The 25311-nt window shown below is 68.0% G+C and carries 26 protein-coding genes and 1 pseudogene; 18 read left to right on the top strand and 9 right to left on the bottom strand.

Annotation, left to right across the window (positions count from 1 at the left end; all coding sequences use genetic code 11):
• Positions 1 to 245 (bottom strand): annotated as a pseudogene (locus G3N92_RS03370) (YkgJ family cysteine cluster protein); the annotation flags it as partial.
• Positions 246 to 487: 242 nt separating this feature from the next.
• Here G3N92_RS03370 and G3N92_RS03365 point away from each other — a divergent pair.
• A complete protein-coding gene (locus tag G3N92_RS03365) occupies positions 488 to 1921 on the top strand; it encodes a cytosine permease (protein WP_339385778.1) in 1434 nt (477 codons plus the stop codon).
• A gap of 91 nt (positions 1922 to 2012) precedes the next feature.
• Here the strand turns inward: G3N92_RS03365 and zwf are convergent, their stop codons facing one another.
• Complete coding sequence (zwf, locus tag G3N92_RS03360) at positions 2013 to 3488, bottom strand: glucose-6-phosphate dehydrogenase (RefSeq protein ID WP_206126030.1); 1476 nt, start codon at positions 3486 to 3488, stop codon at positions 2013 to 2015.
• Positions 3489 to 3802: 314 nt separating this feature from the next.
• Here zwf and G3N92_RS03355 point away from each other — a divergent pair, with 314 nt between their 5' ends.
• From G3N92_RS03355 to ldcA, 8 genes are all read left to right on the top strand, one after another.
• Complete coding sequence (locus G3N92_RS03355; RefSeq protein ID WP_206126029.1) at positions 3803 to 4381, top strand: TetR/AcrR family transcriptional regulator; 579 nt, start codon at positions 3803 to 3805, stop codon at positions 4379 to 4381.
• 96 nt (positions 4382 to 4477) lie between these two features.
• On the top strand, positions 4478 to 5353 hold the full coding sequence (locus G3N92_RS03350; protein ID WP_206126028.1) for an SDR family NAD(P)-dependent oxidoreductase: 876 nt from the start codon (positions 4478 to 4480) through the stop codon (positions 5351 to 5353).
• Positions 5350 to 6291: an oxidoreductase gene (locus tag G3N92_RS03345; protein ID WP_206126027.1), complete on the top strand. Its 942-nt coding sequence runs from the start codon at positions 5350 to 5352 to the stop codon at positions 6289 to 6291. Before G3N92_RS03350 ends, G3N92_RS03345 begins: the two co-directional genes overlap by 4 nt.
• Before the next feature lie 189 nt (positions 6292 to 6480).
• Positions 6481 to 6987: a DUF1993 domain-containing protein gene (locus G3N92_RS03340; protein WP_206126026.1), complete on the top strand. Its 507-nt coding sequence runs from the start codon at positions 6481 to 6483 to the stop codon at positions 6985 to 6987.
• A gap of 49 nt (positions 6988 to 7036) precedes the next feature.
• Positions 7037 to 8026 (top strand): aldo/keto reductase, encoded by a 990-nt coding sequence (locus G3N92_RS03335; RefSeq protein ID WP_206126025.1) that lies wholly within the window; start codon positions 7037 to 7039, stop codon positions 8024 to 8026.
• A gap of 487 nt (positions 8027 to 8513) precedes the next feature.
• Entirely contained in the window at positions 8514 to 8915 is a 402-nt protein-coding gene (locus G3N92_RS03330) for a DnaJ family domain-containing protein (RefSeq protein WP_206126024.1), read from the top strand.
• 74 nt (positions 8916 to 8989) lie between these two features.
• On the top strand, positions 8990 to 9616 hold the full coding sequence (gene tadA, locus G3N92_RS03325; protein ID WP_241014558.1) for a tRNA adenosine(34) deaminase TadA: 627 nt from the start codon (positions 8990 to 8992) through the stop codon (positions 9614 to 9616).
• A gap of 56 nt (positions 9617 to 9672) precedes the next feature.
• Positions 9673 to 10611, top strand: coding sequence for a muramoyltetrapeptide carboxypeptidase (ldcA, locus tag G3N92_RS03320; protein ID WP_206126023.1), 939 nt, complete (start codon positions 9673 to 9675; stop codon positions 10609 to 10611).
• On the opposite strand, the gene G3N92_RS03315 is transcribed toward ldcA, so the two are convergent.
• Complete coding sequence (locus G3N92_RS03315) at positions 10590 to 10886, bottom strand: hypothetical protein (RefSeq protein WP_206126022.1); 297 nt, start codon at positions 10884 to 10886, stop codon at positions 10590 to 10592. The genes ldcA and G3N92_RS03315 overlap by 22 nt on opposite strands.
• Before the next feature lie 45 nt (positions 10887 to 10931).
• Between G3N92_RS03315 and G3N92_RS03310 the strand changes: the two genes are divergently transcribed.
• The 7 genes from G3N92_RS03310 to G3N92_RS03280 all read left to right on the top strand — a co-directional run bounded on the left by G3N92_RS03310 (position 10932) and on the right by G3N92_RS03280 (position 17432).
• Positions 10932 to 11627, top strand: coding sequence for a GntR family transcriptional regulator (locus G3N92_RS03310; protein ID WP_206126021.1), 696 nt, complete (start codon positions 10932 to 10934; stop codon positions 11625 to 11627).
• 104 nt (positions 11628 to 11731) lie between these two features.
• Positions 11732 to 13249 carry an NCS1 family nucleobase:cation symporter-1 gene (locus G3N92_RS03305; protein ID WP_206126020.1) on the top strand — a complete coding sequence of 506 codons (1518 nt, stop codon included), beginning with the start codon at positions 11732 to 11734 and terminating at the stop codon, positions 13247 to 13249.
• Between the two features lie 77 nt (positions 13250 to 13326).
• Positions 13327 to 14166 carry an aspartate/glutamate racemase family protein gene (locus tag G3N92_RS03300; RefSeq protein ID WP_206126019.1) on the top strand — a complete coding sequence of 280 codons (840 nt, stop codon included), beginning with the start codon at positions 13327 to 13329 and terminating at the stop codon, positions 14164 to 14166.
• 169 nt (positions 14167 to 14335) lie between these two features.
• Complete coding sequence (gene puuE, locus G3N92_RS03295) at positions 14336 to 15286, top strand: allantoinase PuuE (protein WP_206126018.1); 951 nt, start codon at positions 14336 to 14338, stop codon at positions 15284 to 15286.
• The gene (gene uraD / locus G3N92_RS03290; RefSeq protein ID WP_206126017.1) at positions 15283 to 15804 is read left to right on the top strand and encodes a 2-oxo-4-hydroxy-4-carboxy-5-ureidoimidazoline decarboxylase; all 522 of its coding nucleotides are present in this window, start codon (positions 15283 to 15285) and stop codon (positions 15802 to 15804) included. The genes puuE and uraD overlap by 4 nt, the downstream gene beginning before the upstream one ends.
• A 105-nt stretch (positions 15805 to 15909) precedes the next feature.
• Positions 15910 to 16923 (top strand): allantoicase, encoded by a 1014-nt coding sequence (alc, locus tag G3N92_RS03285; protein WP_206126016.1) that lies wholly within the window; start codon positions 15910 to 15912, stop codon positions 16921 to 16923.
• Positions 16920 to 17432: an ureidoglycolate lyase gene (locus tag G3N92_RS03280; protein ID WP_206126015.1), complete on the top strand. Its 513-nt coding sequence runs from the start codon at positions 16920 to 16922 to the stop codon at positions 17430 to 17432. Before alc ends, G3N92_RS03280 begins: the two co-directional genes overlap by 4 nt.
• 431 nt (positions 17433 to 17863) lie before the next feature.
• Here G3N92_RS03280 and G3N92_RS03275 read toward each other — a convergent pair whose 3' ends face one another.
• Positions 17864 to 19057 (bottom strand): urate hydroxylase PuuD, encoded by a 1194-nt coding sequence (locus G3N92_RS03275; protein WP_206126014.1) that lies wholly within the window; start codon positions 19055 to 19057, stop codon positions 17864 to 17866.
• A 67-nt stretch (positions 19058 to 19124) separates the two neighbouring features.
• Positions 19125 to 19478, bottom strand: coding sequence for a hydroxyisourate hydrolase (gene uraH, locus G3N92_RS03270; RefSeq protein ID WP_206126013.1), 354 nt, complete (start codon positions 19476 to 19478; stop codon positions 19125 to 19127).
• Positions 19479 to 20032: 554 nt separating this feature from the next.
• On the opposite strand from uraH, the gene G3N92_RS03265 reads away from it, so the two are divergent.
• Entirely contained in the window at positions 20033 to 21445 is a 1413-nt protein-coding gene (locus tag G3N92_RS03265; RefSeq protein WP_206126012.1) for an 8-oxoguanine deaminase, read from the top strand.
• Positions 21446 to 21508: 63 nt separating this feature from the next.
• Here the strand turns inward: G3N92_RS03265 and G3N92_RS03260 are convergent, their stop codons facing one another.
• Together G3N92_RS03260 and G3N92_RS03255 are read right to left on the bottom strand one after the other, a co-directional pair.
• Positions 21509 to 22438, bottom strand: coding sequence for a LysR substrate-binding domain-containing protein (locus tag G3N92_RS03260; RefSeq protein ID WP_206126011.1), 930 nt, complete (start codon positions 22436 to 22438; stop codon positions 21509 to 21511).
• A gap of 164 nt (positions 22439 to 22602) precedes the next feature.
• Positions 22603 to 22812, bottom strand: coding sequence for a dodecin (locus tag G3N92_RS03255; RefSeq protein ID WP_206126010.1), 210 nt, complete (start codon positions 22810 to 22812; stop codon positions 22603 to 22605).
• A gap of 113 nt (positions 22813 to 22925) precedes the next feature.
• On the opposite strand from G3N92_RS03255, the gene G3N92_RS03250 reads away from it, so the two are divergent.
• The gene (locus G3N92_RS03250; protein WP_206126009.1) at positions 22926 to 23807 is read left to right on the top strand and encodes an NAD(P)-dependent oxidoreductase; all 882 of its coding nucleotides are present in this window, start codon (positions 22926 to 22928) and stop codon (positions 23805 to 23807) included.
• Between the two features lie 109 nt (positions 23808 to 23916).
• Here G3N92_RS03250 and G3N92_RS03245 read toward each other — a convergent pair whose 3' ends face one another.
• Positions 23917 to 24402, bottom strand: coding sequence for a hypothetical protein (locus G3N92_RS03245; RefSeq protein WP_339385779.1), 486 nt, complete (start codon positions 24400 to 24402; stop codon positions 23917 to 23919).
• 353 nt (positions 24403 to 24755) lie between these two features.
• Positions 24756 to 25202, bottom strand: coding sequence for a large conductance mechanosensitive channel protein MscL (gene mscL / locus G3N92_RS03240; protein WP_206126008.1), 447 nt, complete (start codon positions 25200 to 25202; stop codon positions 24756 to 24758).
• Positions 25203 to 25311 lie beyond the last annotated feature (109 nt).

The raw sequence follows: 25311 nt of genomic DNA, 5'->3' as shown, positions 1-25311 counted from the left end.
GCGGCCACCAGCGTGACCGCCACGCGCACCGGCAGCGCGCCGCAGTGCGCCGCGAACGACCGCCGGCGGCGATGCTGCGCGAGCAGGTTGTCGGCGGGCGGCTCCTCGGGCCAGGGCACGGCGTCGCAGAACAGTTGCACCTCGCCGCCGCGCGACAGCCAGGCGATGGCCTCGTCGACGGCGAGCGGCAGGCGCAGATCGTGGCAGCAGCGGCCGCACATCGTGCAGGAAAAGTGGAGGGACATGGTGGGGGCGGGGTCGTTTTCAACACCGTCAATTCGCTGCGCGGGCCGCCGCGGTTACAGTGGCGGCGCACGACGATCCACCTTTTCCAGGTTGACTATTCAAATTTGGCCGGTTGAGATGCGTGCTCCAGGCAGACCAGCGCGATGCGGGGTCACTCCCGATGTCGGATGGAATGTCTATACAAGACAATGTCGGCGCGAGCCGACGTGCATCGTCGGCGACACCAACCGGAGCGCACTACGTGGCGAACGAGAGAGAGGGCCGTGGCAGCGGCGCGTTAATCGAGACGCGCTCGATCGATTTCATCCCCGACGCGGAGCGTCACGGCAGCCTCGCGAGCCAGTTCACGCTGTGGCTGTCGGCGAACCTGCAGATCACGGCGATCGTCACGGGCGCGCTGGCCGTGGTGTTGGGCGGCGACGTGTTCTGGTCGCTGATCGCGCTGCTGCTCGGGCAACTGGTGGGCGGCGCGGTGATGGCGCTGCACGGCGCGCAGGGGCCGCAACTGGGGCTGCCGCAGATGATCTCGAGCCGCGTGCAGTTCGGCGTGTACGGCGCGACGATCCCGCTGGTGCTGGTCTGCCTGATGTATGTCGGCTTTTCGGCGAGCGGCTCGGTGCTGGCCGGCGCGGCCGTCGCGCAACTGCTCGGCGTGGGCGACGTGGCCGGCATCGTGTTGTTTGCGATCTGTATCGTGATCCTGACGATCTTCGGCTATCGCACGATTCACCTGATCGGCCGCGTCGCCAGCGTGATCGGCGTGGCGGCGTTCGTGTTCATGTTCGCGCGGCTGTTCGCGCAGCACGACGTCGGGCTGCTGCTGGCGAACCGGCATTTTTCTGTGGCGAGCTTCCTGCTGTCGATGTCGCTGTCGGCCTCGTGGCAGATCGCGTTCGGCCCGTACGTGGCCGATTACTCGCGTTACCTGCCGCGCTCGACGTCGTCGCCGGCCACGTTTCTCGCGGTCGGCCTCGGCTCGGTGATCGGCGCGCAGGCCGCGATGGTGTTCGGCGTGTTCGCGGCGGCGCTGGCCGGCGCGCAGTTCGCGCATCACGAGGTGGCGTTCATCGTCGGGCTCGGCTCGACGGGCGGCGTGGCCGCGCTGCTGTATTTCAGCATCGCGTTCGGCAAGGTCACCGTCACCACGCTCAACGCCTACGGCAGCTTCATGTCGATGGCGACGATCGTCAGCGGCTTTCGCGGCCAGCGCACGCTGTCGCATGGCCGGCGGCTCGCCTACATCCTCGCGATGGTGGCCGTGTCGACGGCGCTCGCGATCGCCGGCCGCCACGCGTTCCTGAAGGAATTCACGTCGTTCATCCTGTTCCTGCTGGCGTTCTTCACGCCGTGGAGCGCGATCAACCTGGTCGACTATTACGTGTTCACGCGCTCGCGCTACGACGTGCCGGCGCTGTCGGATCCCGACGGCCGCTACGGCCGCTGGAACGGCATGGCGATCGGCGTCTACGCGATCGGCATCCTCGTGCAGATGCCGTTCATCTCGACGGGCTTCTACACCGGCCCGCTGGTCGACGCGCTCGGCGGCACCGACATCTCGTGGATCCTCGGTCTCGCGGTGCCCGCGCTGCTGTATTACGCCGGCGCGCGGGTGTCGTCGCGCCGCATTCCCGAGCGGCTGATTCTGCCGGGCGAGGGCGCCCGCGGCGCGGAGTGAGCGCGCCACGCATCGAGGACGAAAAAAAGCCGGCTGCGCAGTGGCAGCCGGCTTTTTCATGCGTGGCGAAGCCGCGCGTGACGCCGCGCGCTCAGGCCTCCTCGGCCCACGACATGTTGTCGCGCGCGAGCAGCGCCGACGACGCGGCCGGCCCGAACGTGCCCGCCGTGTAGAGGCGCGGCCGGTCGCCCGGCTGCTGCCAGCCGTCGAGGATCGGCTCGACCCAGGTCCAGGCCGCTTCGAGTTCGTCGCGGCGCATGAAGTGCGTGAGACGGCCGCGGATCACGTCGATCAGCAGGCGCTCGTACGCTTCGGCGCGGCGCTCCGGAATCGCCTGCTGCAGGTCGAGATTGAGGCTGACCGGCACCATGTTCATGCCGCTGCCCGGTTCCTTCGCGAGCATCTGCAACTGGATCGATTCCTCGGGCTGCAACTGGATCACGAGGCGGTTGCTGTAGTGGCGCGGGCCGTCGGGGATGATCGAGAACGGCAGGTCGGCGAACTCGATGACGATTTCCGATTGGCGCTTCTGCAGCCGCTTGCCGGTGCGCAGGAAGAACGGCACGTTGGCCCAGCGCCAGTTGTTGATGTAGGCGCGCAGCGCGACGAAGGTTTCGTTGCGGCTGTTCGGCGGCACGTTGTCTTCCTCGAGATAGCCCTTGACCGGCTTGCCGTCCACGGCGCCGGCCGCGTACTGGCCGCGCACCGTGTCGCGCGCGATGTCGGCCGGCGTCATCGGCCGCAGCGAGCGCAGCACCTTGAGCTTCTCGTCGCGCACGGCGTCGGGATCGAGCGAGACGGGCGGCTCCATCGCGACGATGCAGAGCAGTTGCAGCAGGTGGTTCTGCACCATGTCGCGCAGCGCGCCGGTGTGGTCGTAGAAGCCCGCGCGGCTGCCCACGCCCACCGTTTCCGCCACCGTGATCTGCACGCTGCGGATATACGGCGCCTGCCAGAGCGGCCCGAAGATCGGGTTGCCGAAGCGCAGCACCATCAGGTTCTGCACCGTTTCCTTGCCGAGGTAGTGGTCGATCCGGTAGATCTGCGATTCGGCGAAATGGCGGCCGACGTCGTTGTTGATCGCCTGCGCCGAGGCGAGATCGTGGCCGAGCGGCTTTTCGAGCACCACGCGCGAGGCGGGGTTCAGCAGCTTCGCGGCGGCGAGGTTGTCGCAGATGGTGGTGAACAGCTCCGGCGAGGTCGACAGGTAGAACACGCGGATCGCCTCGTCGCGCGAGGCTTCGGCCAGGCGCTGGTAATCGGCGGCGGCGTTCACGTCGATCAGCACGTACTGGAACAGGTCGAGGAAGCGGCCCCAGGCTTGCGCGTCGAAGGCCTTTTCGTCGATGAACGGGCGCGACTGCTCTTCCATGAACGCGCGGTAGCCGTCGATGCCCCAATCGCGGCGGCCGACCGCGATGATGCGCGTTTCGGCCGGCAGGTTGTCGTGCAGATGCGCCATGTAGAGCGCGGGCAGCAGCTTGCGCGCGGCGAGATCGCCGCCGCCGCCGAAGATGATCATGTCGACGGGCGCTTCGTGTGCGGCTTGGGAGGAGGGGTTCGTCATGGGTGGTTCGCGGGTCAAGTCGATGAGCGTTGAACGGACGGCGCATGTTGCGCCGCGGTGCTGCGGAAAGCGCTAAGTGTGCACGGTTTTGCGCGACTTCGCGCGACGGGATGCGGAACGTATTTCGCGCCGGGCGGCCGGGCGGGCCGCGAAGGCCTGTCGCGTCGTGTGTTGCGCGGCGGCGCGCTAAACACGCGAGCCGGGCCAAACCGGCGCGTGCGGACGCGCTGCATCGCGGCAAGGCGAAGTTTCGCTTGCGCATGGCGGGCCGCTTATCTATGATTGAGCAATCACTCATTTAAAGGCGCACGGTTTTGGCCCGTCCACGCAGCACCGACAAACAGGAAGCGATCCTCGATGCCGCCGCGCGCGCGCTGGCCGAACACGGCGTGGCCGCCACCACGGCGCGTATTGCGCGGCTGGCCGGCGTGGCCGAAGGCACGGTGTTCACGTATTTCGATACCAAGGATGCGTTGCTGAACGCGCTGTACCTGCATCTGAAGGACGGCTTGCGCTCGGCGATGATGGATGCGTTTCCGCACGACGACACCGCCGAGCGGCGCGCCCGCCACGCCTGGAACGCCTACGTGGCGTGGGGCGTGACGAATCCCGACGGGCGGCGCGCGCTGCGCCAGCTCGAGGTGGGCGCGAACATCGAGGAGGCCAACCGGCTGGCCGGTGCGGCCGGGTTCGGCGCGGTGCGCGATACGTTTCGCGAATGCCTGTCGGGCACGAGCGGGCTGTCGGCCGAGCAGGTGCTGAGTTTTTGCGGCGCGCTGTTTTCGTCGATGGCCGAAGTCACGATGGACAGCATCGCGCGGGAGCCCGAGCAGCAGGCGGCATACCGCGAAGCCGGTTTTCGGGCGATCTGGGCGGCCTTGCAGGCGCACTGATCGGCATCACGCACGACGCCCGCGCGGCCAATTCCGGTCGCTGCGTCGTGCCTTTTAATGAGTGAGTAATCATTCATTTTCATGAGGGAGCAAATCATGTCGAAAGTCTGGTTGGTAACGGGAGCGGCACGCGGCCTGGGCCGTGCGATTGCGGAAGCGGTGCTGGCGGCGGGGGACCGGCTCGTGGCGGGCGTGCGGGAACCGTCGCGCCTCGCGGATCTCGCGCAGCGCCACGGCGAGCGCCTGCGCGTGGTCGAACTCGACGTGACGGACGAAGCGGCCGCGCAGCGCGCCGTGGCCGCCGCGTGCGACGCGTTCGGCCGGCTCGACGTGCTCGTCAACAACGCGGGCTACGGGCACACGGCGCCGTTCGAGCAGATGGCCGCGGACGATTTCCGCGCGCAAGTGGAAACCAACCTGTTCGGCGTGGTCAACCTGACGCGCGCGGCCTTGCCGGTGATGCGCGCGCAGCGCGCGGGGCACATCTTCCAGGTGTCGTCGGTGGGTGGGCGCAGCGCGACGCCGGGGCTGTCGGCGTATCAGGCCGCGAAATGGGCGGTGGGCGGCTTCAGCGACGTGGTCGGCCAGGAGGCCGCGCCGTTCGGCGTGCGCGTCTGCACGCTGGAGCCGGGCGGCATGCGCACCGAATGGGCCGAGCAGGCGAAGCAGGCGGTCCCGGCCATGCTGCCCGAGTACGACGCCTCGGTCGGCCGGATCCTCGCCTTGCTCGGCGGCTACGCGGGCAAGGAAGTGGGCGATCCGGCGCGGATCGCGGCGCTGATCGTCGAACTGTCGCGCCGCGACGACCTTCCGATGCGGCTGCTGCTCGGCGGCGATGCGCTGTTCGTCAGCGAGCAGGCCGAGGCGCAGCGCGCCGAGCAAGCCGCGCGCTGGCGCGACACGACGCTCTCGACGCACTTCGCCGATGCTAAGCTGCCCGACGGACTCGACTTCCTGAAGGCCTCGTCATGAACTGGAGCGTGCGCGACATCCCGAGCCAGCGCGGCACATTCGCGGTGGTGACCGGCGCGACCGGCGGCATCGGCTACGAAACCGCGCTTGCGCTGGCCGGCGCGGGGGCGCGCGTGCTGCTGGCCGGCCGCGACGATGCGAAGGGCGAGGCGGCGCTGCGGGCGATTCGCGCGGCGCATCCCGGCGCCGAGGTCGACTACCGGCGCGTCGATCTGGCCAGCCTCGGCGCCGTGCGCGGCTTCGCGGCCGAACTGGCGGCTCGGAACCGGGCGCTCGACTTGCTGATCGACAACGCCGGCGTGATGGCGCCGCCCGTGCGCCACGTCACGGCCGACGGCTTCGAGCTGCAGTTCGGCACCAACTACCTGTCGCATTTCGCGCTGACCGGCCTGCTGCTGCCGTTGCTGCGCGCGGCCCCGGCGCCGCGCGTGGTGATCGTCAGCAGCGTCGCGCACCGGTTGCGCGCCGCGATCCATTTCGACGATCTGCAATGGGTGCGCCGCTATGCGCCGTGGCCGGCCTATGCGCAATCGAAGCTCGCGATGCTGATGTTCGCGTTCGAATTGCAGCGGCGCAGCGATGCGGCCGGTTGGGGGCTGCACGTGACGGCCGCGCACCCGGGTTTCGCGCGCACCGGGTTGCAGAGCGCCGGCCCCAACCTCGGTTCGACCGGCCGTGCCGCGCTGTTTCGCGGGCTGATGGCGCAGGCGCAGCCGTGGATCTCGCAATCGGCGGCGGCCGGCGCGCTGCCGACGCTGTTCGCCGCCACGTCTCCCGACGCGCGGCGCGCCGGCTATTACGGGCCGCAGCGCCGCTTCGAATTGCTCGGGCCGGTGGGCCCGGCGCGAGTGGGCGCCGAAGCGCGCGACGAGGCCGTGGCCGTGCGGCTCTGGGCGGAATCGGAAGCGTTGACGGGCGTGCACTGGCCGTCGCTCTGAGCGCCGGCGCGGCCCGAATCGCGAACAATCGTTGCTTGCCGTGCGCCGTCGTTTGGGAAAACGCGCCAATCCGGACCTGCCCGCCGCGCCGGTCGTCCGCTGTCTGCGGCGATCGGCGAATCGCTTTAAGCTTGCGCCCGAACGCCGCGAAGCCGGCGCCTCGATGTATCCCACCAGTCAGGAGCTCCCATGTCCGTTTCCCTGTACGACGTTTCGATTCCCGCGCTGGTGCGCGGCCTGCGCAACCTGTCGAAGATTCTCGACAAGGCCGAGGCCCACGCCAGCGAAAAGGGCATCGACCCCGCCACGCTGACCACGGCCCGCCTGTTCGAGGACATGCGTCCGCTGTCGGCCCAGGTGCAATTGGCCACCGATTCCGCGAAGGGCTGCGTCGCGCGCCTGGCCGGCATCGACGTGCCGTCGTTCCCCGACACCGAACAGACCTTCGACGAGCTGCGCGAGCGCCTCGCCAAGACCATCGCGTTCGCGGAATCGGTCGATGCCGCGCAGTTCGCCGACGCGGCCACGCGCGCCATCTCGCTGCCGTCGGGCAACGGTGCGTTCGAATTCACGGGCCTGAGCTACGTGTCGACGTTCGTGCTGCCGAACTTCTATTTCCACGTGACGACGGCCTACGACATCCTGCGTCACAATGGCGTCCCGCTCGGCAAGATGGATTATCTGGGCCTGCGTTGAACCCTCGCGCCGGCCGCAGCGACGCTGTTCAACCTACGAGGAATCCGTAATGAAACAACGCAAGCTGGGCCGGCAAGGCCTCGAAGTGTCGATGATCGGGCTGGGCTGCATGGGCATGAGCCAGTCCTACGGCACGCCCGACGACGCCGAATCGATCGCCACGCTGCATCGCGCGATCGAGCTCGGCTGCACGTTCCTCGACACGGCGGAGGTGTACGGGCCGTTCACGAACGAGGCATTGCTCGGCCGCGCGCTCGAAGGGCGCCGCCATGCGGTGACGATCGCCACCAAGTTCGGCTTCCGCATCTCGCCGGATGGCAAGCAGAGCGGCACCGACAGCCGGCCCGAGCATATCCGCGAGGTGGTGCATGCCTCGCTGAAGCGGCTGCGCACCGATCACATCGATCTGCTGTACCAGCACCGCATCGATCCGGACGTGCCGGTGGAGGACATGGCCGGTGCCGTGCGCGACCTGATCGCGGAAGGCAAGGTGCGGTTCTTCGGCATGTCGGAAGCGGGCGCGGACGCGATCCGCCGCGCGCACGCGGTGCAGCCGGTGTCGGCGCTGCAAAGCGAGTATTCGATCTGGGAGCGCAATCTCGAGGCGGACGTGCTGCCGGTGTTGCGCGAGCTGGGCATCGGCCTCGTGCCGTTCAGCCCGCTCGGGCGCGGGTTCCTGACCGGGCAGGTGAAGTCGCTCGACGCGATCGGCGAGCGCGACTATCGCGTGACCAACGATCCGCGTTTCCAGCGCGAAAACTTCGATGCGAACCTGCGGATCGCCGACGCCGTGCAGGCGATCGCGGCGGCGCGCGGCGCGACGGCGGCCCAGGTGGCGCTGGCGTGGGTGTTGCGCGCAGGCGACGACATCGTGCCGATTCCGGGCACCAAGCGCCGCCGGTATCTCGAAGACAACCTCGGCGCGGCCGATCTGGTGCTGACCGACGAGGACGTCGCCAGGCTCGACGCGGTGCTGGCCGAGATCGGCGTGGCGGGCGACCGTTATCTGCCGGCCGGGCTGGCGCTGGTCAATCGCTGAAGCCGGGCGGCGGGAGCAGGGCGCATGCCACGTTATGTGGCGACGCGCCTTGCTCGACGGCAAGGAAAATGGTGGATTTAAGTGCGGCGCATTGTCGCGATTTTGATCGCGATGCCCACCTGGCGTGGGCCGCCGCCCCAGCTTCGGTCATGGGGTCAGAAATGCATCGTCGTCCCGCAGGCCCCGCCGGCCCAGCCATTGGTGCCGGCCCCGCTGCAAAACACGCCGCAGCCGCTCAAGCCCAGCAGAAGCGCGGCGGCGGCCAATAGCATTCCGGTTCGAATCGAACTGCGCACGGCAATCTCCTCCCTCAATCCGGTCTGACGGCAGCGCTGGCCCGATCCATCGGCCGCGCCGCGACATTCCGAGCCAGCATAACGGCTTTCGTCAATGGGCGAGTGCGGCAATCGAGCATTTGCTCCAGAGGGCTGGCACTTGCCCGATCCCCTGTTAGAATCGCCAGGCCGCATTGCCTTGAATTGCTCGAATGAGACTGCTTGACGCCCTGGTCGAACAACGTATTGCCGCTGCCGCTGCGCGCGGGGAGTTCAACGACCTGCCGGGAACCGGTGCGCCGACGGAACTGGATGACGATCTGCTCGTCCCGGCCGAGGTGCAGATGGCCAATCGGATCCTGAAGCACGCGGGCTTTGCCCCGCCCGCGCTCGAGCAGCTTCGCGCCTTGTGCAACCTGCAGGACGAAATGCGCGCGGTCAGCGATCGCGCCACGCTGTGCCGCCTGCAGGCCAAGATGCTGGCCCTCGACATGGCCCTCGAATCGCTGCGCGGCGGGCCGCTGGTCGTGCCGCGCGAATACTGCCGCCGCATTGCCGAACGCCTGTCCGAGCGCGTGCTCGACGACGGCGCCGGCGAAGCGGGGGCCGCGTGAGCAACGCATTCCCCCCGGCGCGCGATGCGCGCGCCACCTCCGACGATCTTCCCGCTGTGCCCGATTTCCCGGATCTGCCCGTTCCTGCCGAAAGCCCGGCCGGCGATCCGGCCGCCGAGCGCGACCGTTTCTACATGCGCATGGCGCTCGAGGCGGCCGAACAGGCGCGCGCCGCGGGCGAGGTGCCGGTGGGCGCGGTGATCGTGCGCGGCGACGAGGTGATCGCGCGCGGCTTCAATCATCCGATCGGCGGGCACGATCCGTCGGCCCATGCCGAAATGGCCGCGTTGCGCGCGGCTGCCCAGGCGCTCGGCAACTATCGCCTGCCGGGCTGCGAACTCTACGTGACGCTCGAACCGTGCCTGATGTGTTCGGGCGCGATCATGCACGCGCGCATCGCCCGCGTGGTGTTCGGCGCGGCCGATCCGAAAACGGGCGCGTGCGGCAGCGTGATCGACGCGTTCGCGAATCCGCAACTGAACCACCACACGACCGTGACGGGCGGCGTGCTCGCCGACGCGTGCGGCGCTGCGCTGCGCACGTTCTTCGCCGAACGCCGCCGGGCGGCGCGCGAGGCGCGGCAGGCGGCGCAGGCCGCCGCCAATGCCGACGCTACCGCGCAGCCGGACGGCCAGGCTTGCGGCTGCGGCCAGGGCCACGACGCGGGCCAAAACCGCGACGGCGTTTCCAAGGCCGACTGAACCAGTCGCCGCCGCCCGGCTCTAACCGGGCTGTCCCCTTTTTCGATACGCGACCGATGGCTTCCACCTCTCTCTCGCCGCGCACCATCCGCCTGCTCGGGCCGTCCGGCTATCCGCACGATCCGGCCGCGATCCAGCGCGCGATCGAACGCTTCGGCGATCAGCATCATGTGGTGCAGAACGTCGCCGCCACGCAACGGCGCCACCTGCGTTTCGCGGGCACCGACGCCGAACGGGCCGACGACCTGAACCGCCTCGGCGACCGCTCGCAGCCGCTGCCCGAGATCGGCCTGGCGATCCGCGGCGGCTCCGGCGCCGCGCGCATTCTCGACCGGCTCGATTACCGCGCGCTCGAACGCCTGCGCGACCAGCCCATCGCACTGTGCGGCCACAGCGATTTCACGGCGATCCAGCTCGCGCTGCTCGCGAAATCGGGCGTCAAGAGCTTCGGCGGCCCGATGCTGTCGGCCGATTTCGGCGCGGTTACGCCGAGCGAATTCACGATGACGCAGTTCTGGTCGACGCTTTCGCAGCCATCCACCACGATCCTCGGCGACGCGCCGCAACAGCAGGCGGTCAACGCGGCGGGCACGCTGTGGGGCGGCAACCTCGCGATCCTGGCGTCGCTGGTCGGCACGCCGTATCTGCCGCGGATCGAGGGCGGCATCCTGTTCATCGAGGACGTGAACGAGCAGCCGTTCCGCATCGAGCGGATGATCTACACGCTCCATCACGCCGGCATCCTGGCGCGCCAGCAGGCGCTCGTGCTCGGGCAGTTCACCGGTGCGCGCGCGTCCGATTACGACAACGGCTACGACATGCAGGCGATGATCGATCAGGTGCGCGAGACGATCGGCATTCCGGTGGTGACGGGGCTGCAGTTCGGCCACGTGCCGGACATGGTCACGCTGCCGGTGGGCGGGCAGGCGCAGCTCGTGGCCAATGACCACGGCTTCCGGCTGTCGGTATCCGACTATCCGGTATTGGCCGGGTGACAATCGGCGGTGTCGGCGGCGTGAAAAGGCGGGCAACCGCCTTTTTTTGCGTCGCGAATTGCAACTAACAGTCTCGCATTGCAGGCGACATCGAATGAAGTTTGCCCCAACGCGGCGCATGGATTGTTGACAAAATTTTCGGTCAGTCGAGACCAAAAGTCTTGGCGGGTCTGCATGAAAGCCTTGTGCATGCACGATTTATACGCCTTCGCACCGTTTTCGAGCAGCGCGATGATCGAGGATTGTGCAAAATCGGCGAGATAAATTGTTGACAATATTTATGTCCGCCCTAGCATGACGAACATAACGAGATAGCGAACATGACCAAGCAGGAAACCGCAGCGCCGGCGTTGACGCCGGAAGCGATCGCCGAACGGATCCGCACCGCGATCCTCGAGCATCGGCTCGCGCCGGGCGCGAAGCTGACCGAGGCGCAGTTGTGCGACGTGTTCGGCGTGAAGCGCGGCCCGATCCGGCAGGCGCTCGCGCTGCTGGCGACGGACCGGCTCGTCGATCTGGAGCCGAACCGCGGCGCATTCGTCGCGAGCCCGTCGCTGCAGGAGGTGCACGAGGTGTTCGAGCTGCGGCGGATCATCGAGCTGGCGGTGGTCGAACGGCTGGCGACGGGACCGGGCGCGAAGCGCCTGAAGGGCGTCGCGAGCGGTATCGAGCGCGAGCGCGATGCGTTCGAGCGGCGCGATTTCGCCGCGTGGATCCGGCTGTCGGGCGAGTTCCATACGGCGCTCGCCGCGCTGACCGGCAACACCACGCTGTGCGACTGTCTGAACGGGCTGGTGGCGCGCTCGACGCTGATGTCGGCGCTCTACGAGGCGCACGGCCGCAACGCGTGCTCGTTCGACGATCACACCGAGATCGTCGCGGCGCTCGAGGCGGGCGATGCCGCGCGTGCGGCGACGCTGATGGCGCATCACCTGCAGCACGTGGAACTGAGGATGCTCGACCGCCCCGCACAGGGCGCGGTCGATTTGCGCGACGTGTTCGGCGGCGCGGGCTGACGGCCCGCGCGCCACGCCCGCGCCGACGAACTGACGGAATGCTGGCGGCAGCCTCGCTGCCGCACGCGGGCGTGGCCTGACCTCGATGCCGGGCCGCGATTTCAATGACGATCGCGCGGCTCGACCGCGGCAGGCAAGGAGATGTCATGGCTCAGTTCGGTATCGCGCAGGCCAATCCCCCGTATCACGCGGGCACCCCTTCGGACGGCGAGGCGAGGCTGCCCGCTGCCTACAGCGAGCGGCTCTACAACGCGGATCTCGCGCCGCTCGAACAACAGGGCTGGGGCGCCTACAACATCTTCGCGTTCTGGATGTCGGACGTGCATTCGGTGGGCGGCTACGTGTTCGCCGGCAGCCTGTTCGCGCTGGGTTTGACGAGCTGGCAGGTGCTGGTGTCGCTGATCGTCGGCATCGCGATCGTCAACGCGCTCTGCAACCTGATCGCGCGGCCGAGCCAGCAGCTCGGCGTGCCGTATCCGGTCGCCTGCCGCGCCACCTTCGGCGTGCTCGGCGCGAACGTGCCCGCCGTGATCCGCGGCCTGATCGCGGTGGCCTGGTACGGCATCCAGACGTTTCTCGCCTCCAGCGCGCTGGTGATCGTGGTGCTCAAGTTCGTGCCGCAGTGGATGCCCTATGCGGACGTGCACCGCTACGGCTTTCTCGGCCTGTCGGCGCTCGGCTGGGCCGGCTTCATGCTGCTCTGGGTGCTGCAGGCGCTGGTGTTCTGGAACGGCATGGACACCATCAAGAAGTTCATCGATTTCGCCGGGCCGGCCGTGTACGTGGTGATGTTCGCGCTGGCCGGCTACATGGTGTGGCGCGCGGGCTGGCGCAATATCGGCATCAACCTGGGCGGCGTGCGCTATCACGGCGCCGACGCGATTCCGGTGATGATCACGGCGATCGCGCTGGTGGTGTCGTATTTCTCGGGGCCGATGCTGAACTTCGGCGATTTCTCGCGCTACTGCGGCAGCTATCGCGCCGTGAAGCGCGGCAATTTCTGGGGCCTGCCGGTCAACTTCCTGGCGTTCTCGCTGGTCACCGTGATCACCACCGCCGCCACGCTGCCGGTGTTCGGAGAACTGATTACCGACCCGGTGTCCACCGTCGGCCGCATCGATCATCCGACCGCGGTGATCCTCGGCGCGCTGACCTTCACGATCGCCACCATCGGCATCAACATCGTCGCGAATTTCGTGTCGCCGGCGTTCGACTTCTCGAACGTCGCGCCGCGCCTGATCAGCTGGCGCGCGGGCGGCATGCTGGCCGCCGTGGCGTCGATCTTCATCACGCCGTGGAACCTGTTCAACAACCCGGCCGTGATCCATTACACGCTCGACGTGCTCGGCAGCTTCATCGGGCCGTTGTACGGTGTCCTGATCGTCGACTTCTATCTGATCAAACGCGGCAAGCTCGAACGCGACGATCTGTACACGCTGTCGGAGACGGGCGCGTACTGGTATCGCGGCGGCGTGAACCGGCGCGCGGTGTTCGCGCTGCTGCCGGCGGCGGTGGCGGCGATCGCCTGCGTGATGGTGCCGTCGCTGGGCGCGGCCGCCAACTTCTCGTGGTTCGTCGGCGCGATCCTGGCCGGGCTCGTGTATCGGGCCATCGCGAAATGAGCGCTGGCCGCGCATCGACATGAAGCAGGCGACGCACCGGCCCGGGCGTGGCCGCAACGCATAGTCAGGAGACACGCATGAAAATCAAGCTGATCAACCCGAACACCACGCAGCGCATGACCGACGCGATGGGGCGCTGCGCGCGCGAGGTCGTCAATGCCGGCACCGCCGTGGTGGCGGTCAGCCCGGCCTCCGGGCCGCCCTCGATCGAGAGCCACTACGACGACGCGCTCGCGATGCCGGGCCTGCTGGCCGAAATCGCAGCCGGCGAGCGCGACGGCTTCGACGGCTATGTGATCGCCTGTTTCGGCGATCCGGGCCTGTACGCGGCCCGCGAGATCGCGCGCGGCCCGGTGGTGGGCATTGCCGAGGCCGCGATGCATGCGGCCAGCGTGCTCGCGCCGGGCTTCTCGGTGGTGACCACGCTGTCGCGCACCTGCGGGATGGCCTGGCATCTCGCCGAGCGCTACGGCATGCAGCGCTTCTGCCGCAACGTGCGCGCCACCGACGTGGCCGTGCTCGAACTCGACCGGCCCGGCTCGGCGGCGCGCCGCTTGATCGTCGACGAATGCCGCCGCGCGCTCGACGAGGACGGCGCCGGTGCGATCGTGCTGGGCTGCGCGGGCATGGCCGAATTCGCGCGCGAGGTCGAGCAGGCGATCGGCGCGCCGGTGGTGGAGGGCGTGACGGCGGCCGTGAAATGGGTCGAGATGCTGGTCGCGCTGCGCTTGTCGACGGCCAAGCGTGGCGACTACGCCCGCCCGCTCGCGAAGCGCTACGACGGCGAGTTCGCGCGATTCGGCCCCGATGCAGACGGCCTGCCGGCCGGGATCGCCGGCAGCGGCAGGGCGGCTTCGGGCGGCGCTGCCGAGGCCGCCGCGGCGCTCATGCCGCAAGCGCACATAACCCCGGTGTGACACGCACTATCGGTTTGGCTGTATGGGCCGGGCGAGGCCTTTTCGCTACACTGGCCCAACCCTCGCAACGGCGCGCGAACTGGCCCGATCCGCCGCGCACGGCCTGCCGGATCCCGCCTCCGCGCGCCGTTGCGAACCCCTCTCCACGGGATTTATTTCGTACTCCACCATGTCACTCGATTCTCACTATCCGCGCGATCTGATCGGCTACGGCCGGCATCCGGTGCAGGCGAACTGGCCGGGGCGCGCGCGCGTCGCCGTGCAGTTCGTGCTCAATTACGAGGAAGGCGGCGAGAACTGCGTGCTGCACGGCGATCCGGGCTCCGAACAATTCCTGTCCGAGATCGTCGGCGCGGCGGCCTATCCGTCGCGTCACATGAGCATGGAATCGATCTACGAATACGGTTCGCGCGCGGGCGTGTGGCGCATTCTGCGCGAGTTCGAGAAGCGCGGCCTGCCGCTGACGGTGTTCGGCGTGGGCATGGCGATGGAGCGGCATCCCGAGCTGTCGCGCGCGTTCGTCGAGCTGGGCCATGAAATCGCGTGCCACGGTTGGCGCTGGATTCATTACCAGGACATGACGCCCGAGCGCGAAGCCGAGCACATGCGGCTCGGCATGGCAGCGATCGAACGCGTGACCGGCGTGCGGCCGCTCGGCTGGTACACCGGCCGCGACAGCCCCAACACGCGCCGGCTGGTGGCCGAGCACGGCGGCTTCCTGTACGACTCCGATTACTACGGCGACGACCTGCCGTTCTGGACCGACGTGACGGTCGCGGGCGGCGCGAGCGTGCCGCAGCTGATCGTGCCGTACACGCTCGACACCAACGACATGCGCTTCGCGACGCCGCAGGGTTTCAACACGGCGGACCATTTCTTCCAGTACCTGCGCGATGCGTTCGACGTGCTGTACGAAGAGGGCGACGAAGCGCCGAAGATGCTGTCGATCGGCATGCACTGCCGGCTGCTCGGCCGGCCCGGGCGTTTCCGCGCGCTGCAACGCTTCCTCGATCACATCGAGCAGCACGATCGCGTATGGGTGACGCGCCGCGTCGACATCGCGCGCCACTGGCGCGAACACCATCCGTATTCCACCAACCGACGCGAAGGGACGGCATGAAGGCGATGCAATACACGTTGGCAGAACTGAACGCGATGACGACCGACGGGTTCGTCGTCACGCTGTCGGGCATTTTCGAACATTCGCCGTGGGTGGCCGAGGCGGCCGCCGGCGCGCGCCCTTACGCGAGCGTCGATGCGCTGCATGCGGCGATGTCGGGCGTGGTCGAGCAAGCCGGCGCGCAAGCGCAGCTCGCGCTGATCAACGCCCACCCGGAGCTGGCCGGCAAGGCCGCCGTGCGCGGCGAGCTGACCGCCGAATCCACGCGCGAGCAGAGCGGGGCCGGCCTTGATCAATGCACGCAGGCTGAGTTCGACCGGCTGCAACAGCTCAATCGCAGTTACCGCGAGACGTTCGGATTCCCGTTCATTCTCGCCGTGCGCGGTTACGACCGCCACGGCATCATCGCCAACTTCGAAGCGCGCGTGGCCAACACGCGCGAGCAGGAGTTGCGCGCCAGCCTCGACCAGATCTACCGGATCGCGCGCCTGCGGCTCGACGACCTGATCGACGCCTGAGTTTCGCCCCGCGCCGCGCGAGGTTTGCCGCGCGGCGCGATGCCTCCGCCGCGCCCGCGTTCGCGGGCGCCGCGCTTTTCACGCACTTCGAATAAGGACTTCATCATGGCCATGCCGCTGCTCGATCCCAATGCCCCCGAATTCACGCGCCGCTACGTGAACCTGGCCGATCCGCGTCTCGGGGCGCAGGCGCTCGAGGCGAGCGACGATTTCTTCGCGCCGAAGGATCGCATGCTGAACCCGGAGCCGGCCGTGTTCATCCCGGGCAAGTACGACGAGCACGGCAAGTGGATGGACGGCTGGGAAACGCGCCGCAAGCGCGTGTCCGGCTACGACTGGTGCATCGTCAAGCTCGCGCGCCCCGGCGTGATCAAGGGCGTCGACATCGACACCAGCCACTTCACCGGCAACTTCCCGCCGGCCGCGTCGATCGAGGCCTGCCATGCGCCCGACGGCGCGCCGAACCAGAATGCGCGCTGGGTCGAGATCGTGCCGTCCACCACGCTGCAGGGCAACCACCACCATTACGTCGAGGTCGGCGACGCCGCGCCGTACACGCACCTGCGCGTCAACATCTATCCGGATGGCGGGATCGCGCGGCTGCGCGTCTACGGCCAGCCGCAGCTCGATTGGGAAGGCGCGAGCCGCACCGAACTGTTCGACCTGGCCGCGATGGAGAACGGCGGCTACGTGGTCGCCGCGAACAACCAGCACTTCGGGCCGGCGTCGACCATCCTGCTGCCGGGCCGCGGCGTGAACATGGGCGACGGCTGGGAAACGCGCCGCCGCCGCGAGCCGGGCAACGACTGGGCGATCGTCGCGCTGGCGCGGCCGGGCGTGATCCGCAAGATCGAAGTCGACACAGCGCACTTCAAGGGCAACTACCCCGACCGCTGCTCGATCCAGGCCGCGCACGTGACGGGCGGCACCGACAGCTCGCTCGTCACGCAGGCGATGTTCTGGCCGGAGCTGCTCGGCGAGCAGAAGCTGCAGATGGACAAACAGCACTTCTTCGAATCGGAACTGGCTGCGCTCGGGCCGGTCACGCACGTGCGGCTGAACATCATCCCGGACGGCGGCGTATCGCGTCTGCGCTTGTGGGGCACGCTCGGCCAATGAACACGCTGACCATCGAAGCGCTGACGCGCGAGGCCTTCGCGCCGTTCGGCGACGTGATCGAGACCGACGGCGCGAAGCAGATTCCGATCAATCTCGGCACGACGATCCGCTTCCACGATCTCGCGCGCGTGGACGTGAGCGACGCGGGCGGCCGCACGCTCGTCAACCTGTTTCGCGGGCAGCCGCGCACGCTGCCGTTCGAAGTGACGATGCTCGAACGGCATCCGCTCGGCAGCCAGGCGTTTCTGCCGCTGTCGACGCAGCCGTATCTCGTCGTGGTGGCGCCGGCAGGCGAACTCGATGCGTCGAGGATTCGCGCGTTCGTGTCGAGCGGCTGGCAGGGCGTCAATTACGCGAAGGGCGTGTGGCATCACCCGTTGATCGCGCTGGGCGGCGTCAGCGATTTCATCGTGGTCGATCGCGGCGGCGAGGGGCTGAATCTCAACGAGCAGACGCTCGCGGCGCCGCTGTGGTTGACGGACGAGGCAATGCACCAAGTGGCGGCTTGACGGGGCGTTCCGCCTCTTAAATCGTCGCGGCGAAGTCGGAAGGGCCTTGCGAGTGTGAAGCTCGCAGGGCCTTTTTGCTTTTGGGCGAAGGCGCAGGCGCGGGAGCGCGGCGATACGGACTGCGAATGCGCTTGTCGGCAAGCGGCTTGCCACGTTGCGATTTGGGCTTCGAGAGGGGGCTTGGCGATTCCGATGCGCGACGCCACGCGGATGGACGATGCGCAGGCGTTCGTGCCCATCGGGTGCGCATTGCCGCGCCTTGGAAGCCCTCGAATCCGGCCGCCACACGGGCCGCTGCACGTTGTCATTGCGGCTGCCTGCGATGCTCGGCACGGTCGATGCCGGTCACGGCCAGGCCCGCTGTCGCGAGCCCAAAAGCAAACGGGTTCGCCATCGGCGAACCCGTTCCAAACACGGCATGTGAAAAACGCTTACTTCGCCGCGCCGCCCTCGAACCACGCCGCGATCTTCGTTCGCTCGTCGTCCGTCATGTGCGTGACGTTGCCGATCGGCATCGCCTTCAACTGCACGGCCTGTTGATAGATCCGCTGCCCGTTCTGCGCGATTTCCTCGGGCGTATCGAACATCACGCCGGCCGGGGCGCTGCCCATCATCGTCGGCTTGGCCGAGTGGCAGGCCACGCAGCGCTGCTGCATCACGGGCTCGATGTCCTTGACCGTCAGCTTCGGCAGGTTCGCGGCCTCGGCCTGCGGCGCGACCGGGCGCGGCATGGTCCAGATCAGCGCGACGAACATCAGCGCCACGCCGCCCATCGGCAGGTACCAGAGCTGCTGGCCGCGGTGCCGCATCACGAAGAACTGCCGGATCAGCGCGCCGGCCAGCATGATGATCACGAGCACGATCCAGTTGTAGCGGTTCGTGTAGGTCATCGCGTAGTGGTTCGACAGCATCGCGAACACCACCGGCAGCGTGAAGTAGGTGTTGTGCACCGAACGCTGCTTGCCGCGCTTGCCGTAGATCGGGTTCGGCGTTTCGCCCTTGAGCATCTTGTCGACCATCTTGCGCTGGCCGGGGATGATCACGAAGAACACGTTCGCCGACATGATGGTGGCGAGCATCGCGCCCACGATCAGATAGGCCGCGCGCCCCGAGAAGATATGGCACGCGAGCCAGGCCGCGGCCACCACGTACAACCCGACGAACACGCCGAGCAGGCGGTCACGGGTGCCGAGCAGGCGGCACGCGCAGTCGTAGACGATCCAGCCGGCCATCAGGAAGCCGAGCGCGGACGCCACGGCCACGACCGGCCCCATGTCGAGCACGTTGCGGTCGATCAGGTAGGTGTTCGGCGCGAGCAGGTAGAGCACGAAGAACAGGCCGAAGCCGGACATCCATGTGGTGTACGACGGCCATTTCGACCAGTGCAGATCCTCCGGCATCTCGGGCGGCGCGACCGTGTACTTCTGCATGTTGTAGAAGCCACCGCCGTGCACGTGCCACAGCTCGCCGAACACGCCGCGCTGGCGCTGGTTCGGATCCTTGGGCGGCTTCAGGCTGTTGTCGAGGGCGACGAAATAAAACGATTCGCCGATCCAGGCGATCGCGACGATGACGTGCAACCAGCGCAGTGCGAGGTTCAGCCAGTCGGTGATGAAACCTTCCATGAAACTCCTCCGGACAGACTCAAATTCTTGTTATCGGTGTGATCGGGTGGGGATCGTGCGCCGGGTGTCAACTGCCGCGATAGGTGCTGTACGACCAGGGCGAGACGAGCAGCGGCACGTGATAGTGCGCGCCGGCGTCGGCCACGCCGAAGCGCAGCACGACGCGGTCGACGAAGCGCGGTTCGGGCACCTGAACGCCGATCGCGGCGAAGTAGTCGCCGGCATGGAAGGTCAGTTCGTATTCGCCGGCGACGAGCGCCGCGCCTTCGAGCAACGGGCTGTCGCAGCGGCCGTCGTCATTGGTGGTGGCGGTGACGAGCGCACGGCGCGCGGCGCCGTCGATCGCATGCAGTTCGATCCGGATGCCGGCGCCGGGGCGGCCGTGCGCGGTATCGAGTACGTGGGTGGTGAGCTTTCCCATTCGCCAATGTCCTTGTGTGAATGCGATGAGTAAACGCGGCGTCGATCCAGGGATGGCGGATCGAGGCTCCACGTTCGTGGCTACATACCCGTCGGCGGATCGAAGCGCGCGCCGAGTGGTCATTTTAAGAATGCTCGCGGCGCGATTCGCCGCGCGATATTGAAGATAAGCCGGTGTGCATGAGCGGCCGCGTCACGCGCCGGGTTTGTCCGGATTGCCGGTGTTGGCACGCGGCGCGCCGATTGCCCGTGATCCAACTTAGCCGACCATATTGCCGGCGTGAAGCGAAGTATTCGATGTGACGGCTTGCGCCGCGCATTGCGGCGGGCGATGCTCGGCCGGTTCGCGCGTGGCCGCACGGGGTCGATTCCATCGATTCGCCGGCCGCGCATGCACCCCGAAGACGGCGGGCACGCCGGGTAACCGGGCCACGGGCGTTCGACAGGGCGCAGCGGCACGGCCGTGCCGCCGCCTCCCGCCGGGCGCCGTTCAGCCATCACGCCAGCCCGCTCACCCCACGCGGCGCGGGCGGCGCAACCGAACGGAGATCCTCCATGCCGACCTCATCCCGAACCGATCCTTCCCCGCACGCCGCTGCGGCCCCGCGCGGCCGCACGTTGCTGGTGCGCCACGCCGACGTGCTGGTAACGATGGACGCGAGCCGCCGCGAGATCCGCGACGGCGGGCTGTATATCGAAGGCAACCGGATCGTCGCGGCGGGCCCGACCGACAGCCTGCCCGACACGGCCGACGAGGTGCTCGACCTGCGCGGCCATCTGCTGATGCCCGGCCTCGTCAACACGCATCACCACATGTACCAGAGCCTGACGCGCGCCGTGCCGGCCGCGCAGAACGCCGAGCTGTTCGGCTGGCTCACGAGTCTTTACCGGATCTGGGCGCATCTGACGCCCGAGATGATCGAAGTCTCGACGCTGACGGCGATGGCCGAGCTGCTGCTGTCGGGCTGCACGACCTCGAGCGACCATCTCTATCTCTACCCGAACGGCGCGCGGCTCGACGACAGCATCGCGGCCGCGCAGCGCATCGGCCTGCGCTTTCACGCGAGCCGCGGCAGCATGAGCGTCGGGCAGCGCGATGGCGGCCTGCCGCCCGATTCGGTGGTCGAGCGCGAGGACGCGATCCTCGCCGACACGCAGCGCCTGATCGAGACCTATCACGATGCGGGCCGCTACGCGATGCTGCGCGTGGTGGTGGCGCCGTGCTCGCCGTTCTCGGTGAGCCGCGACCTGATGCGCGAGTCGGCGAAGCTGGCGCGCGCGCACGGCGTGTCGATGCATACCCACCTCGCGGAAAACCTCAACGACGTGGCTTACAGCCGCGAGAAGTTCGGCATGACGCCGGCTCAGTATGCGGAGGATCTCGGCTGGGTCGGCCCCGATGTCTGGCATGCGCACTGCGTGCAGCTCGACGAGGCCGGCATCGCGCTGTTCGGACGCACGGGCACGGGCGTCGCGCATTGTCCGTGCTCGAACATGCGGCTCGCGTCGGGCATCGCGCCGGTGCGGCGCATGCGGCTGGCCGGCGTGCCGGTGGGCCTGGGCGTGGACGGTTCGGCGTCGAACGACGGCGCGCAGATGGTGGCCGAGGCGCGCCAGGCGCTGCTGCTGCAGCGCGTCGGTTTCGGCCCCGACGCGATGACGGCGCGCGAGGCGCTCGAAATCGCCACGCTCGGCGGCGCGCAGGTGCTCGGCCGCGACGACATCGGCGCGCTCGCGCCGGGCATGGCCGCCGATTTCATCGCATTCGACCTGAATCAGCCGCTGTTCGCCGGCGCGCTGCACGACCCGGTCGCGGCGCTGGTGTTCTGCGCGCCGTCGCAGGTGGCGTGGAACGTGGTCAACGGGCGCGTGGTGGTGCGCGAAGGGCGGCTCGCCACGCTCGATCTCGGGCCGGTGATCGAGCGTCACAACGCGCTCGCGCGCGGCTTGATGGAAGCCGCGCGCTGAAGCCGGCGCGGCGGTTGGCGTGGCGGTCGGCGCGAGCGCGATACGCCGCGCCCGCGCGCCCGCTCAGGCGTTGATCAGCGTGCGGGTGGCCTCGGCGACGAGGCCGCGCAGCCAGCGCACTTCGTCCGAGTAATGGCAGCGTTCGTGCCAGAGCTGGTAATACTGCATCGGCGGGAAATCGAGCGGCGCGGGCACCACCGACAGCGGCAGGAACTTCGCGTAGTGATCGGCGAACAGGCGCGTGGTCGTGAAGATCAGATCCGATTTGACGAGCACGTACGGCGCGAGATTGAAGTACGGCAGCGTCACGACCACATGGCGCTTGAGCCGCTCGCGCGCCAGGTGCACGTCGATCGCGCCGCGCTGGCCGACCGAGTAGGGCGTGGGCGCGAGGTGCGGCGCGTTGAGGTATTGATCGAGCGTCAGCCCGCCGCGCTTGGCGAACGGATGCGTATTGCTCATCAGGCAAACGATCTGGTCGACGAACAGGTTCGACAGATGCAACTGTTCGGGCGGCTCGGGCCAGTTGCCGACCACGATGTCGAGCTTGCCGTCCTCGAGCGCCAGTTCGTAATCGAACGCGGGGCCGAGCGAATGGAATTCGAGCGTCGCGTTCGGCGCGGCTTGCCGGAAGCGCTCGACCACGGTCGGCACGAACAGCACGTTCAGGTAATCGGGGCAGCCGATCCGGTAGCAGCGGATCGAGGTGGCCGGGTCGAAGTTGTGTTGCTGGAACTTGATGCGGTCGATTTCGCGCAACGCGTTCTGCACCGGTTCGAGCAGGCGCAGCCCGTATTCGGTCGGAACCATGCCCGACTTGCCGCGCACCAGCAGCGGATCGCCGGTGATGTCGCGCAGCCGGCGCAGCGCGGCGCTGATCGCGGGCTGCGACTGGTTCAGCTTGACCGCCGCGCGCGTGACGCTGCGCTCCATCAGCAGCGTATGCATGACGCGCAGCAGGTAGGTGTCGATCGCCTCGCGTTGTTGGCTCATCTTCTCTCCACGTTATATATCTCCAGGCTGATCGATGGATCATCGGTATATATGATTTTTAATATGGACAGAAAGGAGCGTCAAGACGGCGTAAACGCCATCGCGGCGGTTTGAAGGCCGCCGCGATGGCCGATGGGCGGATTATTGCGCCGATCCGTCGCAGGTCAGTCGTCGAGGCGCACGCCCACCTTCAGCGTGACCTGCCAGTGCTTGACCTGGTCGCCGTCGATGTGGCCGCGCGTCTCGACCACCTCGAACCAGTTCAGGCCGTGCAGCGTCTTGGCTGCCTTGGCGATGGCGTTGCGGATCGCGTCGTCGCTCGACGTCTGCGACGAGCCGGTCAGTTCGATCGTCTTGTAGACATGGTCGGTCATGGTGCCTCCTGAAAAGTCGGGTTCATGCGTGCCGTGCGGCGACGCCGCCGGCCGCGCATCCTTGAGTGATCGGTAAGATGGGCGCCAAGTTCAATCCGATTGCGAGACACCACATGGAAGCAGGATTTTGCGGGCCGGGCCTGATGGGCGCGCCGATGATTCGGCACTGGCTGCGCGCGGGGCATGCCGTGCAGGTCTGGAACCGCTCGCGGGCGAAAGCCGAGGCGCTGGCGGGCGAGGGCGCGCAGGTGGTCGACACGCCGCGCGAGATGGCCGAGCGCGTCGACACCGTGATGCTGTGCGTGCTCGACGCCGCCGCAGTGGGCGACGTGGTGTTCGGCCCCGGCGGCTTGCTGTCGGGCGAGCCGGGCACGCGGCGCTTGCGGCGCATCGTCGATCATTCGTCGATTCCGCCCGCCGCCACGCGCGAATACGCGGCGCGCGCGGCGCAGCAGCAGGTGGCCTGGATCGACGCGCCCGTGTCGGGCGGCGTGCCCGGCGCCGAGGCCGGCACGCTCGCGGTCATGGCCGGCGGGCCGCTGGAGCACATCGACGCCGTGCGCGAATTGATCGGCGCCTATGCGTCGCGGCTCACGCATCTCGGCGACGCCGGCGCGGGGCAGACGGCCAAGCTCTGCAATCAGGCGATCGTGACGGCCACGGTGGCGGCGATCGCCGAAGCGGTGGGGCTCGCGCAGGCAAGCGGCATCGATGCGGCGCGCCTGGCCGAAGCGCTCGCGGGCGGCTGGGCCGATTCGGTGCTGCTGCAAACCTTCGTGCCGCGCATGACGGCCGGCGGCCACGCGCCGCTCGGCGCGCTGAGCACGTTCAGGAAGGATGCCGAAGCGATTGCCGACGCCGCGCGCGACGCGGGTGCGGCGATGCCGGTGGCGGGCGCGGTGCAGCAAGTGCTGCGCCTGGGTTCGGCGATGGGCTTGGCGGATGCGGATTTCTCGGCGTTCATCGATATCGTCCGGCCGCACGCGCGCGGCTGAGATTTCCGCTGCACCATCGAACCAGTCGGACGAATCGCCGCCGCATGCGCGCGGCGGCGCGCCCAAACGAATCGGGCCGCGACATCGCGGCCCGTTCGGTGCAGCCCGGTCAGAGCGACCGGGGCGTGGTGTCGCCGGCATTTTGCCGGCTCGTGCTGCGCTCGCCGAGGCTTCCCCCGGCCGCGAACTCGGGCAGGATGCGCGCTCGCGCGCGGCTCGCGAACACGAGAAAGCCGAAGCCGCTCGCCTCGTACCAGTAACCGCCGTTTTCCAGCCCTTCGATCGGCTGCTCGAGCGCGTTGCTGATCGATTCAATGCAGCGCTTGCGCAGGTCGGCAATGGCCGGATACGGCGGCTGCGCGCCGCGCACCGTGCAGAGCAGCACGTCGAGGCCGGGCAGTACGTGCGCATACAGCACCGGCTCGTCCTGGGCGCGGGCGCGGGAGAGCTTGGTGTCGAGCTGGGCGAACGGTTTCGCGTGATGCAGGACGGCGAGAAACGATTCCTGGCCGTCTTCCTGCATGCGTCGGCGTTTTTTCGGAAAGGACATAAACACTCGCGTCAAAAACGATTGCAAGATTTGTGGCTTTGTCATGCGACCCACCCCCAAACCGGCTAGCGCGCCCGCATGCCGATCTTTTATAGCATACGAAAAAGCCGGCTTCACGATGTTCAGTCGTGCCGAGCATTGCCGATGCGTCCCAAACCCTGATCGTCATGTAGGCGCATTGTGCGCCTTGTGTAATGTCACTGCCGTTTCATGATAGTGCGGCAATCGCGGCATGTGCAGGCCGATTCGCAAAAAAGCGCGGTTTTCGGTCGCCGAAACGATGAGTGTTTTCCCGCGTACGCGCGGCGCCCGCGCAGTGCGCCGCACCAAAGCGCACGCAAAAAAGCCCGCGCGCGGCGGGCTTTTCCAGGCGTGACGCGCGCAGGGCGCGGCGGCTGTCAGCGGTTCTTCAGCGAATCGCGGATCTCGCGCAGCAGCATCACGTCTTCCGGCGTCGGCGGCGGTGCGGCCGGGGTGGCCGGCGCTTCTTCCGGACGGCGCAGGCGGTTGATGAAGCGCACCATCATGAAGATGATGAACGCGAGGATGATGAAGTTGATCAGCACGGTGATGAACGAACCGTAGCCGAACAGGGCGACGCCTGCCGCCTGCAGATCCTTGTAGGAATCCGGGTTGCCCTTGAAGGTCGCGGGAATCGGCCCGAGCTGGATGAACTTGTTCGAGAAATCGAGGCCACCGGTAATCACGCCGATCACCGGCATGATCAGATCCTTGACGATGGAGTCGACGATCTTCGAAAACGCGCCGCCGATGATCACACCGACAGCCAAGTCCATCACGTTGCCCTTGACGGCGAACTCCTTGAATTCCTTGACGATGCTCATATGCAGGTTTCTCCGGGGAAGGGGTAGGGGATGTGCGGCCGGACCTGCCCGCACGCGAACGCGGTGATGATAGCGAACCCGATCGGACACCGAAAGTTCGACTGACCAA

The sequence above is a fragment of the Burkholderia sp. Ac-20379 genome (assembly GCF_017104645.1).
In the GTDB taxonomy this organism is placed as follows: Bacteria; Pseudomonadota; Gammaproteobacteria; order Burkholderiales; family Burkholderiaceae; genus Burkholderia.
This window is presented reverse-complemented; position numbering and strand designations above follow the sequence as displayed.

Excerpts from the sequence above, each read along its gene's own strand:
- G3N92_RS03310 (WP_206126021.1), top strand. The coding sequence starts at position 10,932 with ATGACCAAGCAGGAAACCGCAGCGCCGGCGTTGACGCCGGAAGCGATC.
- puuE (WP_206126018.1), top strand. The coding sequence starts at position 14,336 with ATGTCACTCGATTCTCACTATCCGCGCGATCTGATCGGCTACGGCCGG.
- ldcA (WP_206126023.1), top strand. The coding sequence starts at position 9,673 with ATGGCTTCCACCTCTCTCTCGCCGCGCACCATCCGCCTGCTCGGGCCG.
- mscL (WP_206126008.1), bottom strand. The coding sequence starts at position 25,202 with ATGAGCATCGTCAAGGAATTCAAGGAGTTCGCCGTCAAGGGCAACGTG.
- uraH (WP_206126013.1), bottom strand. The coding sequence starts at position 19,478 with ATGGGAAAGCTCACCACCCACGTACTCGATACCGCGCACGGCCGCCCC.
- G3N92_RS03260 (WP_206126011.1), bottom strand. The coding sequence starts at position 22,438 with ATGAGCCAACAACGCGAGGCGATCGACACCTACCTGCTGCGCGTCATG.
- G3N92_RS03250 (WP_206126009.1), top strand. The coding sequence starts at position 22,926 with ATGGAAGCAGGATTTTGCGGGCCGGGCCTGATGGGCGCGCCGATGATT.
- G3N92_RS03265 (WP_206126012.1), top strand. The coding sequence starts at position 20,033 with ATGCCGACCTCATCCCGAACCGATCCTTCCCCGCACGCCGCTGCGGCC.
- G3N92_RS03350 (WP_206126028.1), top strand. The coding sequence starts at position 4,478 with ATGTCGAAAGTCTGGTTGGTAACGGGAGCGGCACGCGGCCTGGGCCGT.
- G3N92_RS03330 (WP_206126024.1), top strand. The coding sequence starts at position 8,514 with ATGAGACTGCTTGACGCCCTGGTCGAACAACGTATTGCCGCTGCCGCT.
- alc (WP_206126016.1), top strand. The coding sequence starts at position 15,910 with ATGGCCATGCCGCTGCTCGATCCCAATGCCCCCGAATTCACGCGCCGC.
- G3N92_RS03245 (WP_339385779.1), bottom strand. The coding sequence starts at position 24,402 with ATGACAAAGCCACAAATCTTGCAATCGTTTTTGACGCGAGTGTTTATG.
- G3N92_RS03255 (WP_206126010.1), bottom strand. The coding sequence starts at position 22,812 with ATGACCGACCATGTCTACAAGACGATCGAACTGACCGGCTCGTCGCAG.
- G3N92_RS03345 (WP_206126027.1), top strand. The coding sequence starts at position 5,350 with ATGAACTGGAGCGTGCGCGACATCCCGAGCCAGCGCGGCACATTCGCG.
- G3N92_RS03280 (WP_206126015.1), top strand. The coding sequence starts at position 16,920 with ATGAACACGCTGACCATCGAAGCGCTGACGCGCGAGGCCTTCGCGCCG.
- G3N92_RS03275 (WP_206126014.1), bottom strand. The coding sequence starts at position 19,057 with ATGGAAGGTTTCATCACCGACTGGCTGAACCTCGCACTGCGCTGGTTG.
- zwf (WP_206126030.1), bottom strand. The coding sequence starts at position 3,488 with ATGACGAACCCCTCCTCCCAAGCCGCACACGAAGCGCCCGTCGACATG.
- uraD (WP_206126017.1), top strand. The coding sequence starts at position 15,283 with ATGAAGGCGATGCAATACACGTTGGCAGAACTGAACGCGATGACGACC.
- G3N92_RS03340 (WP_206126026.1), top strand. The coding sequence starts at position 6,481 with ATGTCCGTTTCCCTGTACGACGTTTCGATTCCCGCGCTGGTGCGCGGC.
- G3N92_RS03335 (WP_206126025.1), top strand. The coding sequence starts at position 7,037 with ATGAAACAACGCAAGCTGGGCCGGCAAGGCCTCGAAGTGTCGATGATC.
- G3N92_RS03300 (WP_206126019.1), top strand. The coding sequence starts at position 13,327 with ATGAAAATCAAGCTGATCAACCCGAACACCACGCAGCGCATGACCGAC.
- G3N92_RS03305 (WP_206126020.1), top strand. The coding sequence starts at position 11,732 with ATGACGATCGCGCGGCTCGACCGCGGCAGGCAAGGAGATGTCATGGCT.